14 protein-coding genes are annotated in these 23917 nt (G+C 59.9%); 1 reads left to right on the top strand and 13 read right to left on the bottom strand.

Annotated features, from left to right (window positions below):
* Positions 1-43 precede the first annotated feature (43 nt).
* From CRI93_RS06500 to CRI93_RS06465, 8 genes are all read right to left on the bottom strand, one after another.
* Positions 44-475 (bottom strand): hypothetical protein, encoded by a 432-nt coding sequence (locus CRI93_RS06500; RefSeq protein ID WP_098061815.1) that lies wholly within the window; start codon positions 473-475, stop codon positions 44-46.
* A gap of 56 nt (positions 476-531) precedes the next feature.
* Positions 532-4458: an alpha-amylase family glycosyl hydrolase gene (locus CRI93_RS06495; RefSeq protein WP_176521741.1), complete on the bottom strand. Its 3927-nt coding sequence runs from the start codon at positions 4456-4458 to the stop codon at positions 532-534.
* 273 nt (positions 4459-4731) lie between these two features.
* Positions 4732-6132, bottom strand: coding sequence for a hypothetical protein (locus tag CRI93_RS06490; protein WP_098061813.1), 1401 nt, complete (start codon positions 6130-6132; stop codon positions 4732-4734).
* 142 nt (positions 6133-6274) lie between these two features.
* A complete protein-coding gene (locus tag CRI93_RS06485) occupies positions 6275-7858 on the bottom strand; it encodes a RagB/SusD family nutrient uptake outer membrane protein (protein ID WP_245850371.1) in 1584 nt (527 codons plus the stop codon).
* A gap of 90 nt (positions 7859-7948) precedes the next feature.
* Positions 7949-10870: a SusC/RagA family TonB-linked outer membrane protein gene (locus CRI93_RS06480; RefSeq protein WP_245850387.1), complete on the bottom strand. Its 2922-nt coding sequence runs from the start codon at positions 10868-10870 to the stop codon at positions 7949-7951.
* Positions 10871-10984: 114 nt separating this feature from the next.
* Entirely contained in the window at positions 10985-12061 is a 1077-nt protein-coding gene (locus CRI93_RS06475) for a LacI family DNA-binding transcriptional regulator (RefSeq protein ID WP_098061810.1), read from the bottom strand.
* Between the two features lie 959 nt (positions 12062-13020).
* On the bottom strand, positions 13021-14505 hold the full coding sequence (locus tag CRI93_RS06470) for an L-serine ammonia-lyase (RefSeq protein ID WP_098061809.1): 1485 nt from the start codon (positions 14503-14505) through the stop codon (positions 13021-13023).
* A gap of 523 nt (positions 14506-15028) precedes the next feature.
* Complete coding sequence (locus tag CRI93_RS06465) at positions 15029-16897, bottom strand: capsule assembly Wzi family protein (protein WP_176521739.1); 1869 nt, start codon at positions 16895-16897, stop codon at positions 15029-15031.
* A gap of 186 nt (positions 16898-17083) precedes the next feature.
* Between CRI93_RS06465 and CRI93_RS06460 the strand changes: the two genes are divergently transcribed.
* Positions 17084-18529, top strand: coding sequence for an HAD-IG family 5'-nucleotidase (locus CRI93_RS06460; protein ID WP_098061807.1), 1446 nt, complete (start codon positions 17084-17086; stop codon positions 18527-18529).
* Between the two features lie 97 nt (positions 18530-18626).
* Here the strand turns inward: CRI93_RS06460 and lepB are convergent, their stop codons facing one another.
* The 5 genes from lepB to CRI93_RS06435 form a co-directional block, all read right to left on the bottom strand.
* Positions 18627-19769: a signal peptidase I gene (gene lepB, locus CRI93_RS06455; RefSeq protein ID WP_245850369.1), complete on the bottom strand. Its 1143-nt coding sequence runs from the start codon at positions 19767-19769 to the stop codon at positions 18627-18629.
* Between the two features lie 127 nt (positions 19770-19896).
* On the bottom strand, positions 19897-20697 hold the full coding sequence (locus tag CRI93_RS06450; RefSeq protein WP_141491596.1) for a hypothetical protein: 801 nt from the start codon (positions 20695-20697) through the stop codon (positions 19897-19899).
* Between the two features lie 21 nt (positions 20698-20718).
* Positions 20719-22539 (bottom strand): translation elongation factor 4, encoded by a 1821-nt coding sequence (gene lepA, locus CRI93_RS06445; RefSeq protein WP_098061804.1) that lies wholly within the window; start codon positions 22537-22539, stop codon positions 20719-20721.
* A 78-nt stretch (positions 22540-22617) separates the two neighbouring features.
* Positions 22618-23343: a signal peptidase II gene (locus CRI93_RS06440; RefSeq protein ID WP_098061803.1), complete on the bottom strand. Its 726-nt coding sequence runs from the start codon at positions 23341-23343 to the stop codon at positions 22618-22620.
* 78 nt (positions 23344-23421) lie between these two features.
* Entirely contained in the window at positions 23422-23865 is a 444-nt protein-coding gene (locus CRI93_RS06435) for a TraR/DksA family transcriptional regulator (protein WP_098061802.1), read from the bottom strand.
* Between the last annotated feature and the right edge of the window lie 52 nt (positions 23866-23917).

The following is a 23917-nucleotide window of genomic DNA, read 5'->3' as shown; positions in this document are numbered from 1 at the left end:
TGTGTCCACAACGAGCCCCCACCCCGGCCCTGCTGCATACCCGCTACGGACGATCGGGCGCGGCGAAGGGCGTGAGGTCGATCTGGTTGGAGGCATCGCTTTCCAGATCCTCGGCGGTGGCGGTTACGCGGTAGTAGTAGAGCGTGCCGTTGGATACATCGGTGTCGGTGAGATCCGTGGCGCTGAGTCCCTCGCCCACCGGGGTTGCGCTGGACACGTCACTAAACGCTTCGGTGGCGCGATACACGGTGTACGTTTCGGCATCGCTCACCGCATTCCATTCGAGCGTGATCTGCGCATCGCCCGAGGTGCCATTCAATCCCGATGGCGCTGCGGGAGGGGTTGGGTCGGGGTCAGGCTCGGGGTCGGTGCCACCATCGCCTCCGCATCCCATGAGCTGCAGCGCTACGACCAGCAGTCCTGCAGCAAGTACGGAGGTCAACGAGCGGGTGTTGAACAGAGAGAGCATACGCATAGCAAGCAAAAAGATGGAAGCAGTAGGTCGATCAGACGGTGCACCAGAGCGGAGTGCTATCGCACGACGGTAATCTTCTTCGTGCGGGTTTCGCCGTCCACCTGCAGGCGTCCGAAGTACACACCGCTGGCCATGTCTTGGACGTTGAACGGCACTTCGTAGGTACCCGCTTCACGATTGCGGTCTTCAACCACCTGCACGCGGCGGCCCAGCATGTCGTACACCTCCAGGCGCACGTCTTTGGCCTCGGGCAGCGTATACGCCATGGTGGCCTGGCTACGCACCGGGTTTGGATAGACTGACAGGGTCAGTTCGGTAGGCAGCAGCTCGCGGGTCTGCCCGTCAACGTAGGATTCGGTGCCTACAGCCACCTGCAGCGTGCGCGTCTCCTCATCGCCGAGCGTCAGACGGATGCGTTCGTTGGTGCGCAGGTCGTACGTAGCGTCGTTGGCCGGGTCGATGACAGCCACCTCGTAGCCGTGTGCGGCGCTCAGATCGCGGGCGTGCAGCATAAAGTCGCCAGCGGTGGCGGCAGACAGCTCTACTTTAAAGGTTTCGCCATCGCCCGTTAGCGCACGGGCATCAGCCATGTACAGACGGGTCCGCTCGGTACGCGTTGTGCGCGTTTCGCTTGGGCGGATGCGGAGACTCACGGCTTCGAACGAGGTTGGGGGAGCAGCTACCGGGTCGGCATCGGCCTGCACGCCCATGCGCACCGTGGAGGTGGGTCCTTCGCTAACCGTGCTGCTGGCCGGAGACGCAGCCAGTTCCAGCATGGACGCGGCGTCTTCATCGGAGCGGCTCTCCGCTACGGTTGCCGCACTCGCATTCGACCCCGGAATGGTAAGCGCGTTGCGGTCGGCATCGTCGTTCAAGAAGTAGTAGGCGGTACCGCTCGTGGCCGAGCCAAAAGTGCTCGACTCACTGAACGCGCCGTCGAAGCTCCACGCCGGGTTGAGGGTGCCGCTGTTGGCCGCGTCCACCTCGCTCCAGCTTACGTCGGTGGCCAGCGGATTCGAAATGATATTCCACCCTTCGTGCAGTGGAATGGTCGTGGTGCCGCTTTCATCCAGCGCCAGGGCATTCACTTCAGCTTCGTAGGTCCAGTTCTCACGGCTGGTGAGCCAGAACCCGCGTCCAGAGCGAAAGGTGAACGTGTCTGAGGCGTCGAAACGCACGAGGAAGTCGTCCTCAGATCCGTCGTCCCAGTACGCCTGCCAGTCCCGCTCATTGCGACCCGACACGGTTTCGCCGAGGGCCGTTTCCACATCGCCCGGCAGCGCCACCAGGCGGTAGTTGGCCGCCGACTCGGGTGCTCCGCCGAAGCCACGGTCAATCGATACGGTGAGTTGATCGCGCACGAGCGCTCCGTATCCGGTCCAGTCTTGGGCCGGAAAGTCGACCGGCTCATTGGTGAAGACATGGAACTCGCTCGGCTGCAGCTCAACCGTTGCGTTTTGGTTGCTGGACGTAATCTCGGCTTGGGTACCAGGAAAGAAGTCGTACCACGTGCCGGTCGCCGGCATGTTAAGCGGTACCTCTTGCGACGTAAGCCCAAAGTTGCCAATGACGTACGCCTGCTGCTCACCGTCGGTGAGCGTGATACGGCGGATGGTGTCGCTGCCCGTCACATCGAGCTGTTCGACGCTGCCGAGCGCCTCGAACGGTGCAAACTCCTGGCGCAAGTTCAGCAGCGCTGCCCACGTTTCGTAGACCGCACGGCGATCCGGGTCTTCGTTGTACGCCCATCGCACCGGCTTTGGAGCGGTGCGTCCGGGATCGCCCGCCGAGCAGTCGCCGTTGCCGCCCCCTCCGGGCTTCAGGCATTCGTCGGGCCCCCAGCCATAACCGAGTTCGCCAAACTGCCAGAGCATACGCGGCCCCGGAATCGTCAGGAAGAAGCCGCCCATGAGCTTCTGGCGTTCGAGGGCCACCTCCAGCTCCGTCGTATCGTACGAGCCGTCATCGTTGGCATTGCCGAACTCCTTCATCTTGCGCATAAGCCACTGCTGGTCATGGCTCTCCATGTAGGTCACCGCATTGCCCACGGCAGGGTCAAGCCCCGTGTTGGGATGGTAAGCCCCACTCAGATTTGACCCGCTGTTCAGGTAGCCCATGGCCGACTCGCCATACGCGCCGCTCATGCCATTCCAGAACATCATTCCCTGGCGTCCGCGATTTCGCTCGTGGGTGGCCAGCTGCAGCTCCTCATCCCGCTGAAAGTGCTCCATGATGAGATACGCCTCTGAATCCACCTGCCACGCCTCAGTGGCCATGCGGCGCAGATTCTCCACGCGCTCGCTGTTGAACGCGTTCACATCGTTGGCCACCAGGTCGTTGGCCACAAACCCTTTGGTGAGGTCGAAGCGGTAGCCGTCGATGTTGTATTCGGTGAGCCAGTGCTCGTTGGCGCGGTCGACCCAGTATTGGATGTACGGGTGGTCGTGGTTCAGGTGGTTGAACACGTTAAACGCATGGCCCGGACCGCGCAGCTCGTCTACGCCCACCTGAATGAGCGGCGAGCGGTTGGTGGCATGGTTGTACACCACGTCCAAAATGACGGCGATGCCGCGCTGGTGCGCTTCATCAATGAACTGCTTGAAGTCTTCGGGCGGACCGTACGACTTGTCGAGCGCCAGGTGGTGGTTCGGGTTGTAGCCCCAGCTGAGGTTGCCGTCGAAGTTGGAGACGGGCATCAGCTCAATCGCGTTCACGCCCAGGTTGTCGAGGTAGTCAAGTGTATCAGTGAGGGTGCTGTAGGTGCTCTCCTCCACAAAATCGCGCAGCAGCAGCTCGTAGACCACAAGCTCATCGGGGTCGGGCCGTTCGAACTCCGTGAAGTCAAACTCGGGCTGTCCCGTTTCCAGCACCGACACCATGCCGTTGGTTTCCTCCTCAGGATACGGGATGAGATCCGGGTACGTGGTGTCGTCGATGAAGCTATCCTCGGGCGAGAGCACCTTTGCCGAGAACGGATCGCTCATGCGAATCTCGCCGTCAATCAGGTACTGGAAGCGATACTCTTGCCCCGGCTCCAGCCCGTCGATCGTGATCCACCAGTGTTCTTGGCCACCCGACTCCTCGCCGCTCGGGTCGCGTGTCATCGCATAGTCGTTGCTGACGGTCCAGTCGTTGAAGTCGCCAATTACGTACACGTGCTCCTTACCGGGCCCGTACATCGAGAGGGTAACCGACGTATTGCTGGTGTACGTGATGCCGTCTTCAATCCCCGTGGGGCGCGCTTCATCAGCCATTTCGGGCGCCACGACCACGTCGAATCCCTCTGTGACCTCCGTACCATTTGTGCCACGCGCTGTGACTTCGAGCGTGCGCGTGCCGGAGGTGTTAAAGGTCAGGGGATACGAGAGCATCGTCTCGGTCGTGGAGGTTTGCACCTCGCCATCCAGCGAGAGCGTCATTTCTTCCAGTTCCTCGCCCGATTCGACGGCTTCCGCTTCGATCGTGACGGTTTCGCCGTTATCCACAATGAGCGGATTCAGATCGGGCACCTGCGGATTCGTGATCGCCAGCGAGAGCGTAGCGTCGGGATCGCCCAATTCGACGAACAGATCATCGGTCTGCGTCTCACCATCGGCATCCCGAAAGACAAAGTTCATCGTCTGGATGACTTCGTTCTCACCCAGCGCACAGCCAGTTTCGTTGTCGTTGTAGTAGGCACGAATGTCATCGATTTGGAGCTCGTACTGGTCGTCTCCAACCTCTGTGAGGCGCGTATCTGCGCGCTCGCCCTCAAAATCATCCGATGTCGGCCAGTGATTTTTGACGCATGTCCACTCCGGATCGCTCTGATCGGTGGTTACGCCCGTATGCGCATAGATATCGCCACTGAATCCGGCCAAAGGCGTACCCGAGGCATCGAACTGCACCGTCACCGGATTATTAACGGTGGGTACAGCGGGATCGGTACTGATCTGCGCGTGGGCTCCTACAGTGGCCATGCCCCATAGAAGGAGGACGGCCATGAAAGAGACAGCACGAGAGGTCGTAGACGACAGCATAGCGACGAGTTCATTCTGTGGAGGAAGCCCCGCGTGTAGCATAACGCTACAGTTTATTATGGGGCGGATACGAAGCCACCGCTGCATGGTGGACTGTTGTGCACAGGAAGACGTGCACTGCAAGCACGGCCTTCTCATACTCCAATTGAGATGTACGCAGCAGGCCTGGTACCCACCTGCTACGCACACCTCATGGAGCGATCGGGCAGAGTACCTGCCCGAAAAGACGCTTATCCGTTAGTTTCCGGTGGCGTCGATCCGGATGTCGTCGATGAGGAAGCCAGCACCGCCTGACACAGACTCAAAGCCAACATTGGAGAGGCCATTTGAAACAGCGCTGGGCGTTTCGCCCAAATCGCTAAGCGGCACTTCAACATCTTGCCAACCACTGCTGGCCTCGAATGAGAGCACAGCACCATTGTCGGCGCCAAATCCGTCGTTATCACTCGCGTTGGTTTCAAAGAAGACGCGCAGCTCGGTCGCTTCCTGAATATTTCCAATGCGGAACTTCAAGACGCCATTGCTTCCGTTCGCGATGCGAATCCCGCTCTGATTGTAGCCGAAGAAACCGACACCTTCCAAAGTACGGGCGCGGGTACCAAATGCGTTATCGGCAACCTGATCAGTAAAGCCGTAGCCGTTGGCACCGCCAAACGTAACATATGCATTGCCGGTCGTCTCAAAGTCGTTGATCTCGGCGATGGGCCCTTGCTCGGTGCCCAGCATAAACTCGTCGACTTCAAACGGTATATCAGCATCGGTCGACAGGCTCACGCTTTGCAGCGCACCACTGCCTCCTGCGCGGGCTGCCACCGGATCGAAGTTTTCTCCGATCTGCGAGAAGCCAATCCCATACTGACGCCAGGCACCCGATTCGGAGATGGGCACTTCAATGGTGTGCTCGGTGGTGCCACCGCCCGTTTCTTCAACAAACGTAAGCGTCAGGTTGAATGACCCTTCGGGCGAATGTACAAGGAACGTGAACAGATTCGCGCCGGGCGCACTCACCGTGCTTTCCATGGTGACGGATCCGCCTGCAACCGCGTCAATCTGGGCGGCATTGACACCATTGCTGTTCTCAGCAACCTCATCGCTTTGAATGGTAACCTGGCTTCCCCCCTCGGTCGTTACCGGGCGCTGTGCGACAGGGTTATTAGCGCTGGCCTCATCTACAAATTCCGCTTCATAGTCTTCGACAACAACGAACTCGGGCTGGAAGTCAGTTTGGATGATGAACGGACTGACGGTGACGCTCACCTCTTCTTCGATCGTCTCACCTTCGCCGCGCGTGGTAATTGTGATCGTTTCCTCAGCCACGCCGCTTACCGAACCGTCGTATCCGACCGTCCACCGGCGCTCGCCACCCTGCGTGGCCGAGCCTGCCTCCTCCGCCAGCTCGACAACCAGGTTACCCGACCCTTGGGCCGTAGGCGCTTCCTCAAGCCCCTGGTATGATACCGCAAGATCCGCCTGGCTGCTGGCATCGAGCAACGTCAAGCTTACGCTGCCGGGCACTTCAAGGCTGGGCTGAATGTCAATGTCTTCAACGCTTGTGATTTCGTCGTCGCACCCAACGAGCGCAATGCTTGCAACAAGCATCAGCGCTACGCCGAGCAGTCGTGTGGCCAAGTGGTTCATATCCAAGAGAGGGTAATGTGGGAAGTCAGCGTGAAACGGTGGGCATGCATGATACCGGTGTACCGAGACCTGTAGGTGCTACAGGCACCCAAAACAGAGAGCCAGCAAGCATACAAGCCCCGGTATCACACAGCATTTGGCGTTACTCACCTCCTGAGTAGCCGGGATTTTGCTCCAGCGTCGGGTTGGCGCGCAGTTCCGAGCCGGGCAACGGGAAGAGCTTTCGCGTATCGGGCGAACTGAAGCCCTCGATCTGTGTCCACGGCCAGTTGAGCGAGGAGCCGGTGAACTCATCGAAGCGGATCAGATCGGTACGGCGGTGGCCTTCCCAGAGCAGCTCGCGGCTCCGTTCATCGAGGATGAAGTCGAGCGTGAGGTCGCTGCTGGTCAGGTTGCCCGGCAGGCCAGCACGCTCTTGCAATTCGTTCACGAGCGTGACCGCGCGGCTCATGTCACCTCCCCCTCGCACAGCCGCTTCAGCGTACATGAGGTAGGCGTCTGCCAAACGGAACATGGGATAGTCAACATCCGAGAACTCGGAGTTGACTCCTGGCTCACCCTGTGACGTCACGTTTTGATACTTCGGCACGATGTACCCACCGCCATTGGCAAAGTCAGGAATGTCCGTAACCTCTTTCGATCGACCTTCCTGAATGAATTGGTTGCCTGTCGTATTTGGGAAAACAGGACGTTCATCATTGGAATCATAGCGGTCGGCTACGGCGCTCGTGGTGCGTAATCCGTACCATCCAGTGAACCCGAAGTCACCTGCTTGGTCACCAAGCGAAGCATTTCCGAGGAACGTAGTCCCTCCATAATGCTGCGTGCGCTGTCCATCGTGTGGAATCGCAAAGATAAACTCTGGCGAGAACTCGTTATCCGCAAGGAACTGGTTGTGATATTCCTCTTCGAGACTGTACGCACCCGAGTCAATAATACGAGCGGTGTAGTCAGCGACATCGTTAGAACGATTTTCGCCAACGTAGACTTCGGCGTTCTGGTACAGCTTGGCCAGCAGCATGTAGGCTGCCCCGCGATCGGCTCGCCCGTATTCGGCATCGCCGATGGGTGCCAGCACTTCTTCGGTGTCGCCAGCCTCGCCCGTAATCGCGAGCAGTTCTTGCTCTACGAAGTTGAAGACCTCTTCGCGTGTAGCCTGCTCTGGAGGCTCGGCGCCGCGCTCAAACTCTTGGGTTACGAACGGAATGTTACCAAAGAGGTCAAGGCCGTGCCAGTAGCTAAGGGCACGCAGAAAACGTGCTTCAGCGCGAAACTGTGGCATCTGTTCTATTACTTGCTGGCTGTTTCCGCGCGACTCAAGCTGGCTGCGCGTACTCTGACGCAAGAACTCGTTGGCATGCGACACCTGGAAGAAGATGCGATCATACATACCACGCACAAACTGGTTGTCTTCATTCCAGGCATGTGTATTCAGCAGTTCGATGCCGGAGTCTTGCCAGGCAATGATGGCCTCGTCTGTGGACAGTTGCTGCAGGCTCCAATACATACGCATGTACTGGGAGAAGCCTTCGTCGATGCCACCGATGTCCTGATTGCCATCAGGGCCTTGCTGACCCGTAACGTTCAGGCCACCGTACAGCTTCGCAAGGTAGGCCTCGTAAGAGCTATCGTCGGTAAAGACGCGTTCGGCGCTTGCGTCGCTCTCCGGCTCAACGCCCACGTCGGTGCATCCAGCCAGCAGCACAACTGTGGCCAACGTTAGCATGAGAAGTAATCGGGAAGGAGTCTTCAGTGCTCGATACATAGTAGTAGAGTCCGGTTGTATGAGGGCATGCGTGTAAGAAGCAGACGCGCGTTAGAACTGCAGGTTTACGCCTGCAGTGAAGGACCGGGAACGCGGATAAAGGTTGTTGTCAATACCACCGTTCACCTCTGGATCGGGGCCATCGTATCCAGTAATCGTAAGCAGATTGCTGGCCGTGCCGTACACTCGTAGTTGGTTGACGCCCGGTATCTGACGCACGGTGTAGCCCACTGATACGTTGTCGAGACGCAGGAACGAGCCGTCTTCCAGATAGATGTCCGAGAAGTACTGCGGCTGCGTAAAGCCTGTCTCGTTATACGACGTATGGATGTTCGAAGCCACGATGTCACTCAGACGCCCCAGGTGCCCAAAGTTCGATGCGTTGTTGTTGTACACATCGTTGCCGATGTGAGCACGTAGCGAGACGCTGGCGTCGAAGTTCTGGTAGGCAAACTGCGATGTGTGACCCAGCACCCAATCGGGGCTGGCATTGCCCACCGGGCGACGACTGTTCAACAACTCTCCGTAGGCTTCTGTGTCATTGGGATCGGTGAAGATCGGGTCGCCATTCTCGTCGTATGATTGTTCGTAGAGGAAAAATGTACCGAGTGACTCACCCTCACGCAGGATCTGCACATTATTCCCCGTGGCACCTGCGATGCCGCCGGTTAGTATACCCTCAAAGTTGTCATCATTCGAGACTTTGAGGACTTCGTTTTCATTATAGGCCGCGTTGAAGTTCGCGTCCCATGTAAAGTCACCTCCTCGGAAGATGGAAAGACTGAGCGATGTCTCTACGCCCTGGTTGCGTACCTCGCCGATGTTCGTCAGCAACCGGTTGCGGAGGTTTGCGCCCGCAGCAACAGGAATGATGCGTAGCAGGTCGTCAGTGTCTTCGCGATATACTTCAACGGATCCAGAGAAGCGTTCATCGAAGAGCCCGAAGTTAATCCCTGCATTATAGGTCGTTTTCTCTTCCCACTTCAGACCTTCATCCGCAGCGCTGGGGCGCAGCGTAGTGATGAAGCTGTTGCCAAACTGCACTTGCGACTGGGCATCGCCCGGCGTGTAGAGCGGCTCAAAGCCAAAGTTACCAATCTCTTGGTTACCGGTAATCCCCCACGACAGGCGCAAACGCAAACTCGACAGGAAGTCAACGTCATCCATGAACGGTTCTTCGTTCACACGCCAGCCCAGAGCGGCTGAGGGGAACGTACCCCATTGCTCCGCTGGACCAAAGCGCGAGGAGCCGTCGCGGCGCACCGTGAAGGTAGCCAGGTAGCGGTCTGCAAACGTGTAGTTGATGCGCCCAAACCCTGAAATCAGGCGGTTCGGCACCACATCCACAAAAGTTTGCGATTCAGAAGCCGGTCCCGTACTACTCCCCCCAAAGATATTATTGTCGAGCGAGAAGGCAGTAAACTCGGGGAATTTAGAAACAAAGTCCTGATACGAGTACCCCGCCGTAATGTCGAATCGGCTATCAATTTCTTCGAACTCGTTGTCATACGTCAGGTACGCATCGAGCAGCGAGTTCGTACGGGTGAAGTTAGCACGCTGCACTGTTCCTGCGTCTTCGCCCTGATCAGCCTCTTCCTTCAGGTTTGTCGGCGCAAAGAAAACTTGCTCCCCTTCTTGCACATCATATCCTACATTCAGGCGAGCGCTCAAGCCTTCTACGAACGGGATGCGATATTCAGCCTCAACGTTACCCAGGCTACGCCGCGCCTGCCCTTCGTTTTCGGCAAGCACCAACTGAGCCAGCGGGTTTTTTTCAGCCAGGCTCTCGCCCCACTCAAAGAATCCACCGTACGGACTGTCGAAGTCGCGCACAGGGACCGTGGGGTTAAAGCTGGCTGCATTCCCGACCATACCTCCCGGCTCAAATTGGTCCTGGGTTTGCGAACCACGCAGGTTGGCCGTGATACTCAACGCATCATCCAAAAACTGCTGGTTGTAGTTGAATGAGAGACTGATGCGCTCAGTGCTGGAGCCCTGTAGCGTACCTTCTTGGTCAAGATACCCAAGTGAGAGACGAAAGTCAGAGTCCTCATACCCTCGTGCAAAGCTGACTGAATGCTCCTGGCCAAATGACTGGCGCTCTACCAGGTCTTGCCAGTCGGTGCTCGTACGCCCAAGCTGGTTGATGGCCTGGCTGGGACCGTCGTTGCGTACCACGTTGCGGTACTCCTCGGCCCCCATCATACTCACGCGATCGTTGATCACCGAGGTTGAGACGGAACCGTCATAGGTAATGCGGCCTTCGTCTTCGCCTGCTTGCTTCGTCTCGATTAGAATAACGCCATTGGCACCACGCGATCCGTAAATGGCCGTGGCTGATGCATCTTTCAGCACCGTCATGCTCGCAATGTCGTTCGGATTCAGGAAGTTAAGCGGGTTGCGCTGTGCGCGATTACCGCCGTTGTCAATCGGCACCCCGTCAATCACATAGAGCGGGTCGTTCCCTGCGCTAAACGAGTTTTCGCCACGGATGCGAACCAGATTGCCGCCTCCAGGAGAGCCGTCGCCGGAGCTAATCTGCACCCCGGCCACTTTGCCCGAAATCAGGTTCTCGGGACTCACTACTGGCGCCTGATTGAAGTCTTCGGTGCGCACGCTCTCTACAGCACCTGTCACGTCGCGCTCTTCCTGCGTGCCGTACCCGATGACCACGACCTCGTCGAGGCTGCTGGCATCGGAAGTGAGCGCTACGTCGATGGTGGTGCGTCCTTCAATGGGCACCTCTTGCGCTTCGTATCCAATAAAGGAAAACCGAAGCATCTCGGCACTGCTGGGCACGTCGAGCGCATACTCGCCGTCCACGTTGGTGGCGGTACCAATGGGCTCACCTACCACGGTCACGTTCGCGCCGGGTAGGGGCTCGCCGTTTGAGGCGTCGGTCACCGTACCGGTGATCTCTTGGCTGTCCTGGGCCGAAGCGGTGCCGACCCATAAGAACAGGCAGGCTATCATCACCACGGACCGAAGATAAGGGTAGCATCTACGTCGCATGAGACCGTTTGTGTTGTTGAACATGTAGGAGAATTCGGTTGTGAAAGCGTAGAACCTACCGCCGCTGCGGCAAGGCTATGAGGGCGGGGTAGATTCGGAGGCCGTGGACGGTTTGTTTGGGGCCTGTCCGTTCGCAGATACCGATGATGACTCGGCCCCACATGTGCGGCGCACCACAAGCTGCGGCGCCAGCACTGTGCTCGATACTGGCTGGTTCTCGTTTTCGATATGGCGCAGCAGCGCCTCGGTGGCTCGCTTGCCCATGGCCTCTGCCGGCTGGCGCAGCGTGGTGAGTCCGGCAAAGCGGCTTAGGTCGGTGTCGTCGAAGCCCACAATGGCAATGTCTTCGGGCACCGAGAGTCCGGCCTCTTGCACAGCATCGAGCGCGCCAAGGGCCTGCATGTCTGACGCCGCAAACACGGCATCGGGGCGAGGCTGGCGGCGCAGCAGCGCCTGCATAGCCTGGTAGCCGCCCTTCTCGGCAAACGCAAATGGAAGCGCATCCGACGCGGCAATAAGTGTTGGGTCAATGTCGCGTCCGGCTTCGCGGAGCGCCCGCTCGTAGCCTTCGCGGCGCTGCGTAGCAGGCGGCGGCTCGGGGTCGGCGGTAATGTGAGCAATGCGCTCGTACCCCAGATCAATCAGGTGACGCGTGGCGTCGTATCCGCCACGCTCGTTATCCACCGCAATCGACTCAATGTCGGGGTGGTATGCATCGACCAGAATGGTCGGGCGGCCCACATCTTTAATGCGGTCGGCCCACGACTCATTGGGCGGCGTCGACAGGAGCAGCACGCCGTCGCTTCGTCCCGGCTGAATGGCGCTTTTCAGGCGCTTGTCGATGTCTTCCGGATGCGACGGCACGTGAATCATCAGGTCGTACTCCCGGTCGGCCAGTACATGTTGGATGCCGCGCATTACGTGCATGTAGAAGTAGTTGGCCACGACCGGCGCCACGACCGCAATGTAGTTGGTGTGCTGCCGCGCCAGGTTCTGCGCCGACGCATGCGGCTGATAGTTCAGCTCTTGCGCCGCCTCCAGCACCCGGCTTCGCGTAGACGCGCTCACCTCCGCAGGCTTGTTTAGCACCCGCGACACGGTGGCCGTGGATACGTTGGCCCGCTCTGCAATGTCGTAGATTGTAGCCGCCACAGGAAGTCGGAAGGCTGGTGGTAATAGTTTCATTATGTAAGCGCTTACATGTATAGGAAGCGCTTCGCACGATGTCAAGCGGGATTTGCCTCCTATTTCTGAAGCTGCTTGTTCGAGATGCTCTTTGCCCGCTCTTTTCCAGGTAAATCTGCGTGTTACGAACTGCTTAGCTTCTGTCTTCGCCAGTTATCTATTTCCAAAATCGGCATTCTACGACGCTGAGGCACTATTTGAACAGAAGAATGCGTTTTGTGTCTCTCGAAATGTATTCATTCGCGGCTATCAAAATCGCGCGACTGTCCTCATTCCGCTCATATCCAACCGCGTTGTTTTAACATCATCTTAATGTAATCGCTTACAAGAAGGATGTGTCAAGGAGATGAGCCACGCCATTGCATGTTTCGCTTGCTTTCAGTGTGCTTCAGTGTGCTTTCGGTCATGGTACATGACAAAATTCACATACTCCTTCACACACCCGGATTTTCGGTAGCGGTTCAACGCTACGTGGTGGAGGAAATGTGCCAGTAGCCGGAGAATGTGCACCGAACGCTATCGGTGCTGGAAGCGCCTTCCGGCGCGGACGTCTCCGGCGGGACGGGCGGGAACGAACGGAGTACCGTTCGCCTCAGGAAAGCGATCACTTAACATTTATCCGTACCTGATTTTTCGTCATTCTGAGGGGCGTAGCGAGGACCATAGGTCATGCCTGTTATACGAAGGGGCCGACAGGTCTTGCCTTGGGAAATGTGCTCCAATGAGAGCAAAGCAGTTGCGGCAAGGAGATTTGCTCGTACTCACTCGTCAGTCGCTTCGCTCGTGTTTCGACTCTTGCCGACAGCTGTCGGTATCCGCTCAAAATGACAGCCCTGCAGATGGCAACGTGGCTTATAGAAATGTGGAGCGGGAAAGCGGACGGGTTACTTAAGCGTGCCTTCTCAGGTTAATGTGTCTGTGCTCACTCAGCATTCCGTCACGTTCACGGGGATCTGCGCGGCGAGGCCGCCTTCGGAGGTTTCTTTGTACTTGCTGTTCATGTCGCGTGCGGTCTCCCACATCGACTGGATGACGGTGTCGAGGGAGATTTTGGCGTGGGCGGGGTCGCTCTCCAGCGCAATGTTGCTGGCGGTGATCGCCTTAATTGCGCCCATCGAGTTGCGCTCGATGCAGGGCACCTGCACGAGGCCGCCTACGGGGTCGCAGGTCATGCCCAGATGGTGCTCCATTGCGATCTCGGCCGCCATGAGCGTCTGCTCCACATCGCCGCCCGAGCATTCGGTAAGCGCGGCGCTGGCCATGGCCGAGGAGACGCCGATTTCGGCCTGACAGCCGCCCATCGCGGCAGAAATCGTAGCCCGCTGCTTAAATAGACTCCCAATCTGGGCGGCGGTCAATAGGAACTGCGGCACGTCGGCTTCGCGGCCTCCGTTGAAGCAGAGGTGATACATGAGCACGGCGGGAATAACGCCTGCTGCGCCGTTGGTGGGGGCCGTGACCACGCGCCCAAACGAGGCATTTTCTTCGTTGACGGCAATCGCAAAGGCGCTCACCCACTTCAAGATCGTCTGGAAGCGGTCGTCGGCAGCGCGGATCGACGTCATCCAGCTGTCGGCATCATCGTAGTCGGGCAGGTCGTGCGCCTCCTGCAGTGCCGTATGCATCCGTACGGCACGGCGCGTCACCTGCAGTCCACCGGGCAGCTCGCCACTGGTGTGGCACCCGCGATACATGCAGTTTTTCATAACGCGCCAGATCTGCATCAGCCGGGCGTCGATGGCGTCGTCGGCGCGCCATACGCGCTCGTTGCGGCGCACGAGTTCTGAGACGCGGCATCCGGTTTGGGCGCAGTGGTGCAGCAGGTCCTTGCCCGTGCCGCACGGATAGGGCAGCGTCACATCGTCGGCGCAGCTGCGGTCCTCGTCGGTTTCAGATTCGTGGACTACAAAGCCACCCCCGACCGAATAGTAGGTATCATCGGTGGTGGCACCATCTGTAAAGGTGGTGTGGATGGTAAGCGCATTAGCATGGTACGGCTTGGTTTCGCTGCGCCGAAAGATGAGGTCGTCGTCGGGCACGAAGGGAATGGCGTGGCTGCCATTCAGCGTGATGCATCCGAGATCCCGAATCGCATCCACCCGTTTCTGCACCTGATCGACAGGAATCTGCTCGGGATCGTCGCCGCGCAGACCCAGCAAGAGCGCCTTGTCGGTGCCGTGCCCCTTCCCGGTCTTCGCGAGCGAGCCGTAGAGCGTAATCGAGAGCGCCTCGACCTGCTCCAGCCGCTCAGTCTCGGCCAACTGACGCACATGCGTGGCACACGCCACCCACGGTCCCATGGTATGAGAACTGGAGGGCCCGATGCCAATCTTGAAGATGTCAAACGCGCTAATCGGCTCGGCGTGCTGAGCCGTATCGGCAGATTCGGGGGTAAGTGTCGTGCTTTTCATAGTACAGACCAGTTTGGTACGGAAGGCACACAACGAGGAGGGTTCACACGCTTCATCCCATGTTCGAAAGCGCTTCCATTGCCACAAGATACCCAATGCGCAGCGTGCTTCGAGGTTCGAGGGGTGTTATGGATAGATTGCCTGAGCCGCCGGGCCGACCTGTTGATTTCATGCACTGCAGAGGGATGTAAAGCGACGTGCCGAGGTCCACATACCGATGCATCGCGGCGCGGATGCAACTCTGATGTGCGGTTGCGGCTGTGCCGGATGGCCATGCCCCGTGCTTGCTCTATCATTTTGCTGCAATGTGCATGGATCGTTTGATTGTAAAGATCTGACAGATCTATTCTTGTGGAGCTGGTATAACACGATCGCACTCTTGAAAGCCCGCCTCACACAGCACTTGACGTATCCCTTTTGTCGTGTATCCAACACCTGCTCGGACGCAGGAGCGTCCGTCTCTATCCGCCGACGGGGGACCGTCGGCGCCAGGTGTTTCCAATAATCCTGGAGTGGAGAAAAATCAATACCGCATGCTCTGGAACGGAAGGCCCCACCGCACGGCCAGGTGCGGCGTTACGTAGGTTGTGGTGGGGCGCTCGGCATCGGTGGTGTGCTCGGCGCGGACGGCGGCTTCCAGCACCAGTTGGGGCAGCACCTCGATACCGATGTGCGCCTCGCCCATGAGCCGATTCTGGCGCACGCCCTGTAGCATGGTTACGCCCCGGCTGCGCACGCGCGTCTGGTTAGAGCGCGTGGGGTCGGCCCCGAAGTTTTCGGTGTCGGTGTTGCGTCCGCGGCGGGTGTACGCCACGTTGAATCCGGTCCGCCAGGCGCTGGCCGGGTCGTAGGTCGCCTGCACCGCCATGTCGATGCTGTTGGGTCCGGCGGGATGCCCGAGGCCGTCGTCCCAGTGCGCGTATGAGTTCGGGACGTAGGTGTGCGCGTAGATGTGCGGACGCAGCCGCGCCACTTCGCCGCGCAGCGACAGATTGGGCAGCGCGGGCGGCACCCAGTGCGCGCCGAGCGTCCACGCCCACTTGTTGCCCCACCACTGGTTGCCGATTTCGCTGGCCACGAACTCATCGAGCACGAACTGCCCGTAGAGGCGCAGGCCGCGCACCACCGTCCACGCTCCATCGATGCCTACAAGAGCGCGATCGGGGCTGCCCAGTTCGCGCTCTACCCCGCGCAGGAAGATGATCGGGTTCAGGTAGGCAATGTCGAACCCGCCCCGGTTGACGGTGGAGTCGCGCTCGGGCGCAAACACGATCGTCTCGAACAGCCCGAGCTCGAAGCGATCGGACACGCGCAGCGCCAGCCGGTGCGAAGCGCCGTAGCTACGCGGGCGACGGCTGAAGTCGGGCGTTTCGCCGGGGGCCGAGGGCCCAGCCGGGGCGGCGTAGCGCGAGAACAGGTTGGTGTACTGCACGCGCCCGACGGTGGTGCGCAGCTGTACCTGATCGTGGGGCGGACCGTAGTTGGAGAGCATCACGGAGCCGGAACCGGGCCCCCAGCGGTTGCGGTCGCGTCCGGCGCGCAGTTCGAAGAAGCGGGTGCGCAATCCCACCACGCCGCGCACATCGGCGTAGCCGTAGGTGTTGTCGCGCAGTGTGACCTTGCCCTGGCGCGGGGCGGTGGGACGGCCCGGTGTGTTGAACGCGAGGCGCGACGGACGCTCGCGGGTCGCGGTGGCTTCGACATCGAAGAAGACGTAGCGCCCCAAGCGTCCGTACGTGCGGGCGCCGAATGTGCCCTGCCAGGCGGTAGTGCCAGCGCTGGACAGGTTGCGCTCGGCCACGGGTCCGAGGGCACCATACACAACGGGCGTCGCCTGAATGGCGTACTGCGTGCCGCGTGCGCTGATGAGGTCATGTCCGTTCGCAAAGGCCCCCCACTGCTGTCCACGGGCCGCGCCCGGACGCGCTGTGCGCCGCTGGTAGCGGTCGAGGTGCTGCTGCTCGGCGGGCGAGAGCATCTCACGACGGGTGCTGAGGCTGTCGAGGTAGGCCGCTGCAGCTCCGCGTGAGAGCGGCTTGTGCGAGAGCACCGCGCGCGGCAGGCGTCCGAGGGTCTGCTGCCGCTCCAGGAAGTCGTGCAGCGGGTGGTTGATGCGCAGCAGTCCGTCGTGGTTGACGGTGGGGCGGGGCGATTCGGTGGTATCGGCGGAGACGGCGGGCGGAGACGCCACGACCGGCAGCGCCGTTCCAAACCCGGATGCATGAACGGGCCCGCCGATGACCTGTGCCGCACCAAGACCTGCCAGCACGGCAAGCAGCATCCATGAGCGTCCGGCAGGAATGAGCGGGCGAGGAGCGCTCCTCTGCATCCATCTAAAAAACAGGGGGCGAACCCAGTCGGAAAGCAGGCGAAACCAGTAGCGAAGCAGCATACGGGGGCGGGATTGAAGAGACATTGGTGTCAAACAACGGGTTTTGGCGGCGAGATACAACCCCGTGGGGGCTCGTGGAGTGGGTACCGCAAGAATAACACAATCGCTTTCTACGTGGCGAAGCAAACGCGGCAGCGGCTCGTACAGGAGATCCGACTGTTTTTCTTTCCTATCTGCACCCGGTTTATGTCCAACGGAACGCGCGGCTTGTTTTGCAACCGCACCCTGAACTTGCGCGGCATTCGCGCTATTGGCTACGACATGGATTACACGCTGGTGCATTACCACATGCGCAAGTGGGAGAAGCAGGCGTACTCCTATCTGAAACAGGGGCTTAGCGAGCGCGGATGGCCGGTGCACGACCTGTCGTTTGATCCGGACCTGGTGATTCGCGGGCTCATTCTGGATACGAAGCGCGGCAATGCGGTGAAGGCTAATCGGTTTGGCTATGTGAAGCGCGCGTTTCATGGCACCGAGCCGCTCGACTTTGACATGCAGCGGCAGACGTATCAGCGCATTCTGGTAGACCTGGCGGATGACCGCTGGCAGTTCTTGAACACGCTCTTTTCGATTTCAGCAGCGTGCATGTACATGCAGCTGGTGGACCTGATGGACGACGGCAAGCTGTCGGGTTCGATGAGCTATCACACGCTCTACGAGGAGGTGCAGTCCACCCTGGACGCCGCGCACATGGAGGGCCGTCTGAAGAAGGAGATTGTGGCCTCGCCCGAGCGGTTTGTGGATGTGGACGAGGAGATGCCGCTGGCGTTGCTCGACCAGAAGATGGCGGGGCGCAAGCTCTTGCTCATTACGAACTCAGAGTGGTCGTACGCGCAGCCGATGCTCGACTATGTGTTTAACCCGTACTTGCCGGGCGAGATGACGTGGAGCGACCTGTTCGACATCTCGATTGTGGGCGCGCGCAAGCCGGATTTCTTTTCGGTGCGGATGCCCGCGTTTCGGGTGGTCTCGGATGATGGGATGCTGCGCGAGCACACGGGCGGTCCGCTCGCGGAAGATGCGGTGTACGTGGGCGCAAACGCCTCGCTGGTGGAGGAGACGTTGGGCCTGACGGGAGAGGAGATTTTGTACGTGGGCGACCACTTGTTTGTGGATGTAAACATCACGAAGAAGGTGCTGCGCTGGCGCACGGCGCTGGTGGTACGCGAGTTGGAGAAGGAGATTGAGGCATTCCAGCAGTTCCACGAGGAGCAGAAAGAGCTTACCTCACTTATGAAGCAGAAGAATGCGCTGGAAGATGAGTACTCACAGATACGTCTGCGGGTGCAGCGCATCCGGAAGGGTTACGGGCAGCCCGAGGATCAGGGCAATCCGAAGCAGCTGGAGCGCCAGATGGTGGATTTGCGGGAGGAACTGGTGGAATTGGATAAGCAGATTGCACCGCTGGCCCGTGCGGCGGGGCAACTGGGCAACGAGAACTGGGGCCCGATCATGCGCACCGGCAAGGACAAGAGCCTGTTTGCGCGTCAGGTGGAGCGCTATGCGGATGTGTACACGGGCCGCGTGTCCAATTTCTTGCACCAGACGCCGTTTGTGTACCTGCGCTCGTACCGCGGCAACCTGCCTCATGATGCGGTATCGCTGCCGGATACGGAGCTGGTGGCACCATGACGGGAGAGGACAACGGGCGAATGTTTTTGACCCCGTAGAGACGCGCCCATGGCACGTCTCTACGGGGTGCGAATATCCCGCACGCCCCAGCCGCACACTACTCTCCCGTCTCTACGAGCTCGCCATCGCGCAGATAGGGCGCACTCTCGAAGACCTCGGCGTCTTGAATGGGGCGCAGGATGCGGTTGAAGCGCGGACTGGTGGACTCGGCGTCCCACGAGAAGTAGGTGAACAGCGCCTTGCCCACGATGTGGTCGTGCGGCACGAAGCCCCAGAAGCGGCTGTCTTCGGAGTCGTCGCGGTTGTCGCCGAGCATGAAGTAGTAGTCCTGCTCGAACGTGTACTCGGTCGTCTCCTCACCGTCGATGGCGTAGGTCGAGTCGGTCATGGGGCGTGCGGCGTGGCCTTCGTACTCCGTAATGACCGGCTCATACACCGGCCACGTGTCTTCGTTGAGCGTCACGGTCGTGCCCGCGGCGGGGATGGCGATGGGCCCGTAGTTGTCGGGCGTGTACCCCTGGTTGGGCGGGTACATATTGGCGTCGTAGTTCGCGTTGTTGAGGATGAGCGGCTCGACCGCGTCGACCCAGTCCCAGCTGCGGATCTGCAGGGCGGCTTCGGCGGTGGCCTGGGTGCGTGCAACCTCGCCGTTGGGCCCCTCACGCCACGCGCTGATGCCCAGCTCCTCCAGCTCCGACCGCGACACCTGATAGCGGGGGTCGGATTTGCGCACGACCCAGAAGTACTGCATCCCCTGCCCCATCGAAAGCCGGTCGCTGTTGATGGACACGGCTTTGTCAGAAACAGCCAGCGTATCGCCGGGCATGCCTACCACACGCTTGATGTAGTGCATTTTGCGATCGATGGGAGCATCGTCGGGCGGGAGGTTGAACACGACCGCATCGCCCCGCTCGACCGATCCAAAGCCGGGCAGTCGTACATACGGGAAACGCGGGTTGTCGAGGTAGAGGTTCGGGCTGAAGGCGCTGCCGAAGGGCACGGCCAGCGTCATGGGCAGGCGCGTGCCATAGTGGAGTTTAGAGACGAAGAGGTAGTCGCCCACCAGGAGGTTGTTCTCCATCGAGGGCGTGGGGATGCGGAACAGGTCGAAGAAGAACGTGCGGATGACCAGCACGACGACCACGGCCACCACAATGGCCTCAATCCACTGGCGGAGTTCGCTTTTTTGCGGAGGGGCGTCGTTACGGGAACGCCGTCGGGATGAGGAGCGATCGGCCACGGGGCAGGGGCGTTGTCGAGCAGAATGAGTGCGAAGGTGGGCTGACGGGCACGGCGGTCCCTGCGCTGGAATCATGACGGCAGGGGGCGCAGCGCAAGCGGGCAGAGCAAGGCTACAGGTTCAGACGTTATGGTGTTGGAGGCGCAGGCCGGTGGCCGGGCGTAAGCTGGCGGCGCGCCACAGGCTCCATGAAAAAGCGTACGCCGTTGTATCCAACACGATACCAGCGCCCATCGACTGTGTCGTAGAAATAGTCAACGTAGGGAGCCCGGTCGGGAGTTTCTTTCAGGGGCGCAAGTACAGCGCGGCGCACGTCGGGCAGCACGTCGCGCCAGCGCCGTTCGGTGGCTACGATGAGTCCACGGTCGCGAGGGCCGTTGGCATCGCTTACCACCACGGGAATAGAATCGTTAACGACAAACCAGTACGCAAACTGGTCGAAGTCATCGCGGTTGGGCTGCAGGTCGTCGGCAAGGGTGTAGGTGGGCGCGTCGTAGTGCGCCTGCAAGCGCGCCCGCAAATCGACGGTGCGGGTGGTATCGAAAAAGGTGCGCTCTGGCTGGGGCCCAAGGAACGACCACTCGGTATCGCCAAAGGTGTCGCTGAGCCACTCTTTCTCGAAGCGATGTGCCGTTCGTATCTGCTGAACAGGAAACGCATTGGAGTCCGGCGGGGCAGTGCGAGGCGGGGCGACACGATGCAGCGAATCAACGGCTACCGCGAGCGGGTGCGGTGCCTGCGGACGCGCCGCCTGGTAGCGCGAGTCTGGGTAGAGCTGGTCGAGCAGGTGCATCTGCCGGGCCTGCTGGTACCGGTCGATGATGTGCTGCCCCTGCACTGCAGCAGCGCCTGTACTTATCCACAGTACCAGGACAAGCAGCGCCACAGCGTTCCAGACGGCCGGGTATTGCGGGGTGCAACGAGACATAGCGTACCTCACGCGCAACCTCTACTCATCAACCGACAGGATGGCGAGGAAGGCCTCTTGGGGCACTTCCACATCGCCCACTTGCTTCATGCGCTTCTTGCCTTCTTTTTGCTTTTCCAGCAGCTTACGCTTGCGGGTAATGTCGCCGCCGTAGCACTTGGCCGTAACGTCTTTGCGCTGGGCCTTAACGGTTTCGCGGGCCACAACGCGGCGCCCAATGGAGGCCTGAATCGGCACCTCGAATAGCTGTTTCGGAATCTTCTCTTTGAGCTTCTTGGCCAGCTTGCGCCCCACCTCGTACGCTTTGTCGCGGTGCACGATGGTCGAGAGCGCATCGACCGGGTCTTTGTCGATGAGTACGGTGAGCTTGACAAGGTCGCTTTCGCGATACTCCATGAACTCGTAGTCGAGGGAGGCATAGCCACGGCTCACGCTTTTGAGCGTGTCGTAGAAGTCGAACACGATCTCGGCCAGCGGCAGCTCGTACTGCAGGTTGACGCGCTCCGTATCCAGATAGCGCTGATTCACGTACACGCCGCGCCGGTTTTCGCAGAGCTGCATGATGTTGCCGATGTACTCCGACGGCACAATGATGTCGGCTTTTACGAACGGCTCAAACACCGCGTCGATGTCGCCATAGTGTGGCATCTCGCTGGGATTATTGACGATGACAAGCTCCTGGTCGTCGTCGCCGGGCTCGCTCACGCGCACGCGGTATTCCACGTTGGGTACGGTCGTGATGATGTCGAGCCCAAACTCGCGATCGAGGCGCTCCTGGATGATCTCCATATGCAGCAGCCCCAGGAATCCGACCCGGAAGCCAAAGCCCAGTGCGGTTGAGGTTTCGGGCTCGAAGGTGAGCGAGGCATCGTTCAGTTGCAGCTTATCGAGCGCGCTACGCAGGTCCTCAAAGTCCTCGGTATCACTCGGGTGCACGCCGCTAAAGACCATCGGCTTTACCTTTTTGAAGCCCGGAATGGCTTCGTTGGCGGGGTTGTGTTTGTGGGTGATGGTGTCGCCCACGCGGGTGTGCGACACGTCTTTAATGGATCCGATGATATATCCCACATCACCGGCTTTGAGCGTGTCGACTTTCTGCCGTCCCAGCCGGAGCACGCCCAGCTCTTCGGCATCGTATTCCTGATGCGTGGCCATGAAGCGCATTGCATCGCCCTTGTTGAGCGTGCCATCAAAGACGCGCGCGTAGACGACCGAGCCGCGGTAGGAGTCGTAGATCGAGTCGAAGATGAGCGCTTTCAGCGGCTTATCGGGGTCGCCGGTGGGCGGCGGCACGCGGTTGATGACGAGGTCGAGCAGTTCGTCGACGCCCTCGCCGGTCTTGGCGCTGATCTTGATGATGTCTTCAGCAGGCTCGCCCAGCAGTTCTTCGAGCGACATGGCCACCTGATCGGGCCGCGCTACGGGCAGGTCTACCTTGTTCATGACCGGGATGATCTCCAGGTCCTGCTCCAGCGCCAGGTAGGCGTTGGAGATGGTCTGCGCCTCGATGCCCTGCGCGGCGTCGACAAGAAGGATCGCCCCTTCGCATGCCTTAAGGGCCCGCGACACCTCGTACGTAAAGTCGACATGGCCGGGCGTGTCGATCAGGTTGAAAGTGTAGGTCTCGCCCGCGTCGGTGGTGTGCTGCATGCGCACCGCGTGGCTTTTGATGGTGATGCCGCGCTCGCGCTCCAGGTCCATATCGTCGAGCGTCTGCTCCTGCAAGTCCCGATCGCTGATGGTGCCGGTGCGCTCCAGGAGCCGATCGGCCAGGGTGCTTTTCCCATGGTCGATATGGGCGATGATGCAGAAATTGCGGATGTGCGAGGCATCGATAGACATAGAGGGAAGCCGCTTAGAAGAAGGCCACTACTTAGGGCGAAACGCGTTGCGCCGGGCGTGCTGGGCCCGGTGGTACTGCTATGCCGAAGGAGTATCCGGCGCGCCCGGGGTACGATCTTCAGAGGATGACGCGGGTGTCGGGGGCGACGCCGCACGATGGTGCTCAGTAGACGACGACCCGGCGGACCTATCCGCAGGGGCAACATCTGACGTGCCGACGGGCTCGGCGGAGGCGTTGTCCTGTTTAGAGGCGGCCTCGGCCTGCTCTTTTGCCATCATAGCCTCGTAGAATGTGTTGTGGAAGAACAGCACGCCGACCACGCCGCACACAATGGCCATATCGGCCACGTTCCAGATGGGGAAGAGCTCCATGTAGCTACCGCCAATGAGCGGCACGCCCGGAGGCACAAAGCCCTGCCACAGGCTCACGTGGATAAAGTCAACCACACGCCCCTGAAATAGCTCACCGTATCCCAACCACACGCCGTAGAACACGCGGTCGATGATGTTGCCGATGGCACCGCCCAGAATGAAGGCCAGGCTGGCGCGATACGGCCAGTACAACCCGCGCACCTGGGCAATGTAGTAGGCCACAAGCCCTGTGGCCACGACGGCAAGCACGGCGACCGTGCCGGGCGGCCCCACCTCAATGCCAAAGGCCATGCCGGGGTTCTCTGTAAAGGTGAACTGCAGCCAGTCGCCTAAGAGGGGGATTGACTGGTGGCGGTGCATAAGTTGGAGCACCAGCCACTTGGTGGCCTGGTCGAGCGCAACAACAGCAGCAGCAATTCCAAAAACGCGCATACGTACAACACAAACCAAACAAACGATGAACTGCCGCGAGTCCCCGTATCAACGGCGCAACTCGTGCAGCGAACGGATCTACGACTGTTGCCGCTCTTGCTTCTTCTGCTCCTTCTTCGCCTTGATCGAGATCTCAGTGTGCGGCACCGCCTCCAGGCGCTCTCTGGCAATGGGCTTGCCTGTCACCTTGCAGATGCCGTACGTCCCGTTTTTGATGCGCTCCAGCGCGCGGTCGAGGTAGCCAATGTACTTCTGCTGGCGCGCAATCATCAGGTGCAGCTTCTCCCGCTCCATGGCATCGGTACCGGCATCCGCCATATGGAAGCTATACGCGGTATTGTCGCCCGCCTGCTCTTTGGCGTCTTCAATCTGATTGCGCATCCGCTCCACATCGTCTTTAGCTTTGCGGCGGCGCTCCAGAATCAGATCTTTGAAGTGCTGCAGCTCTTCCTCCGAAAACGGAGTTTCGGACGCCTGGTCGGTAGTAGTAGAGTCGGAAGAAGACGTAGCGTCGTCAGCCATAGAGGTCAATCCATACGAGGAACGAAACAGTCTGGAGGCAGGGCGGCGACGC

Origin of the sequence: Longimonas halophila (genome assembly GCF_002554705.1) — a bacterium.
GTDB lineage: Bacteria > Bacteroidota > Rhodothermia > Rhodothermales > Salinibacteraceae > Longimonas > Longimonas halophila.
Note: the sequence above shows the minus strand (reverse complement) of the source record. Positions and strands in the feature narration are given on the sequence as shown.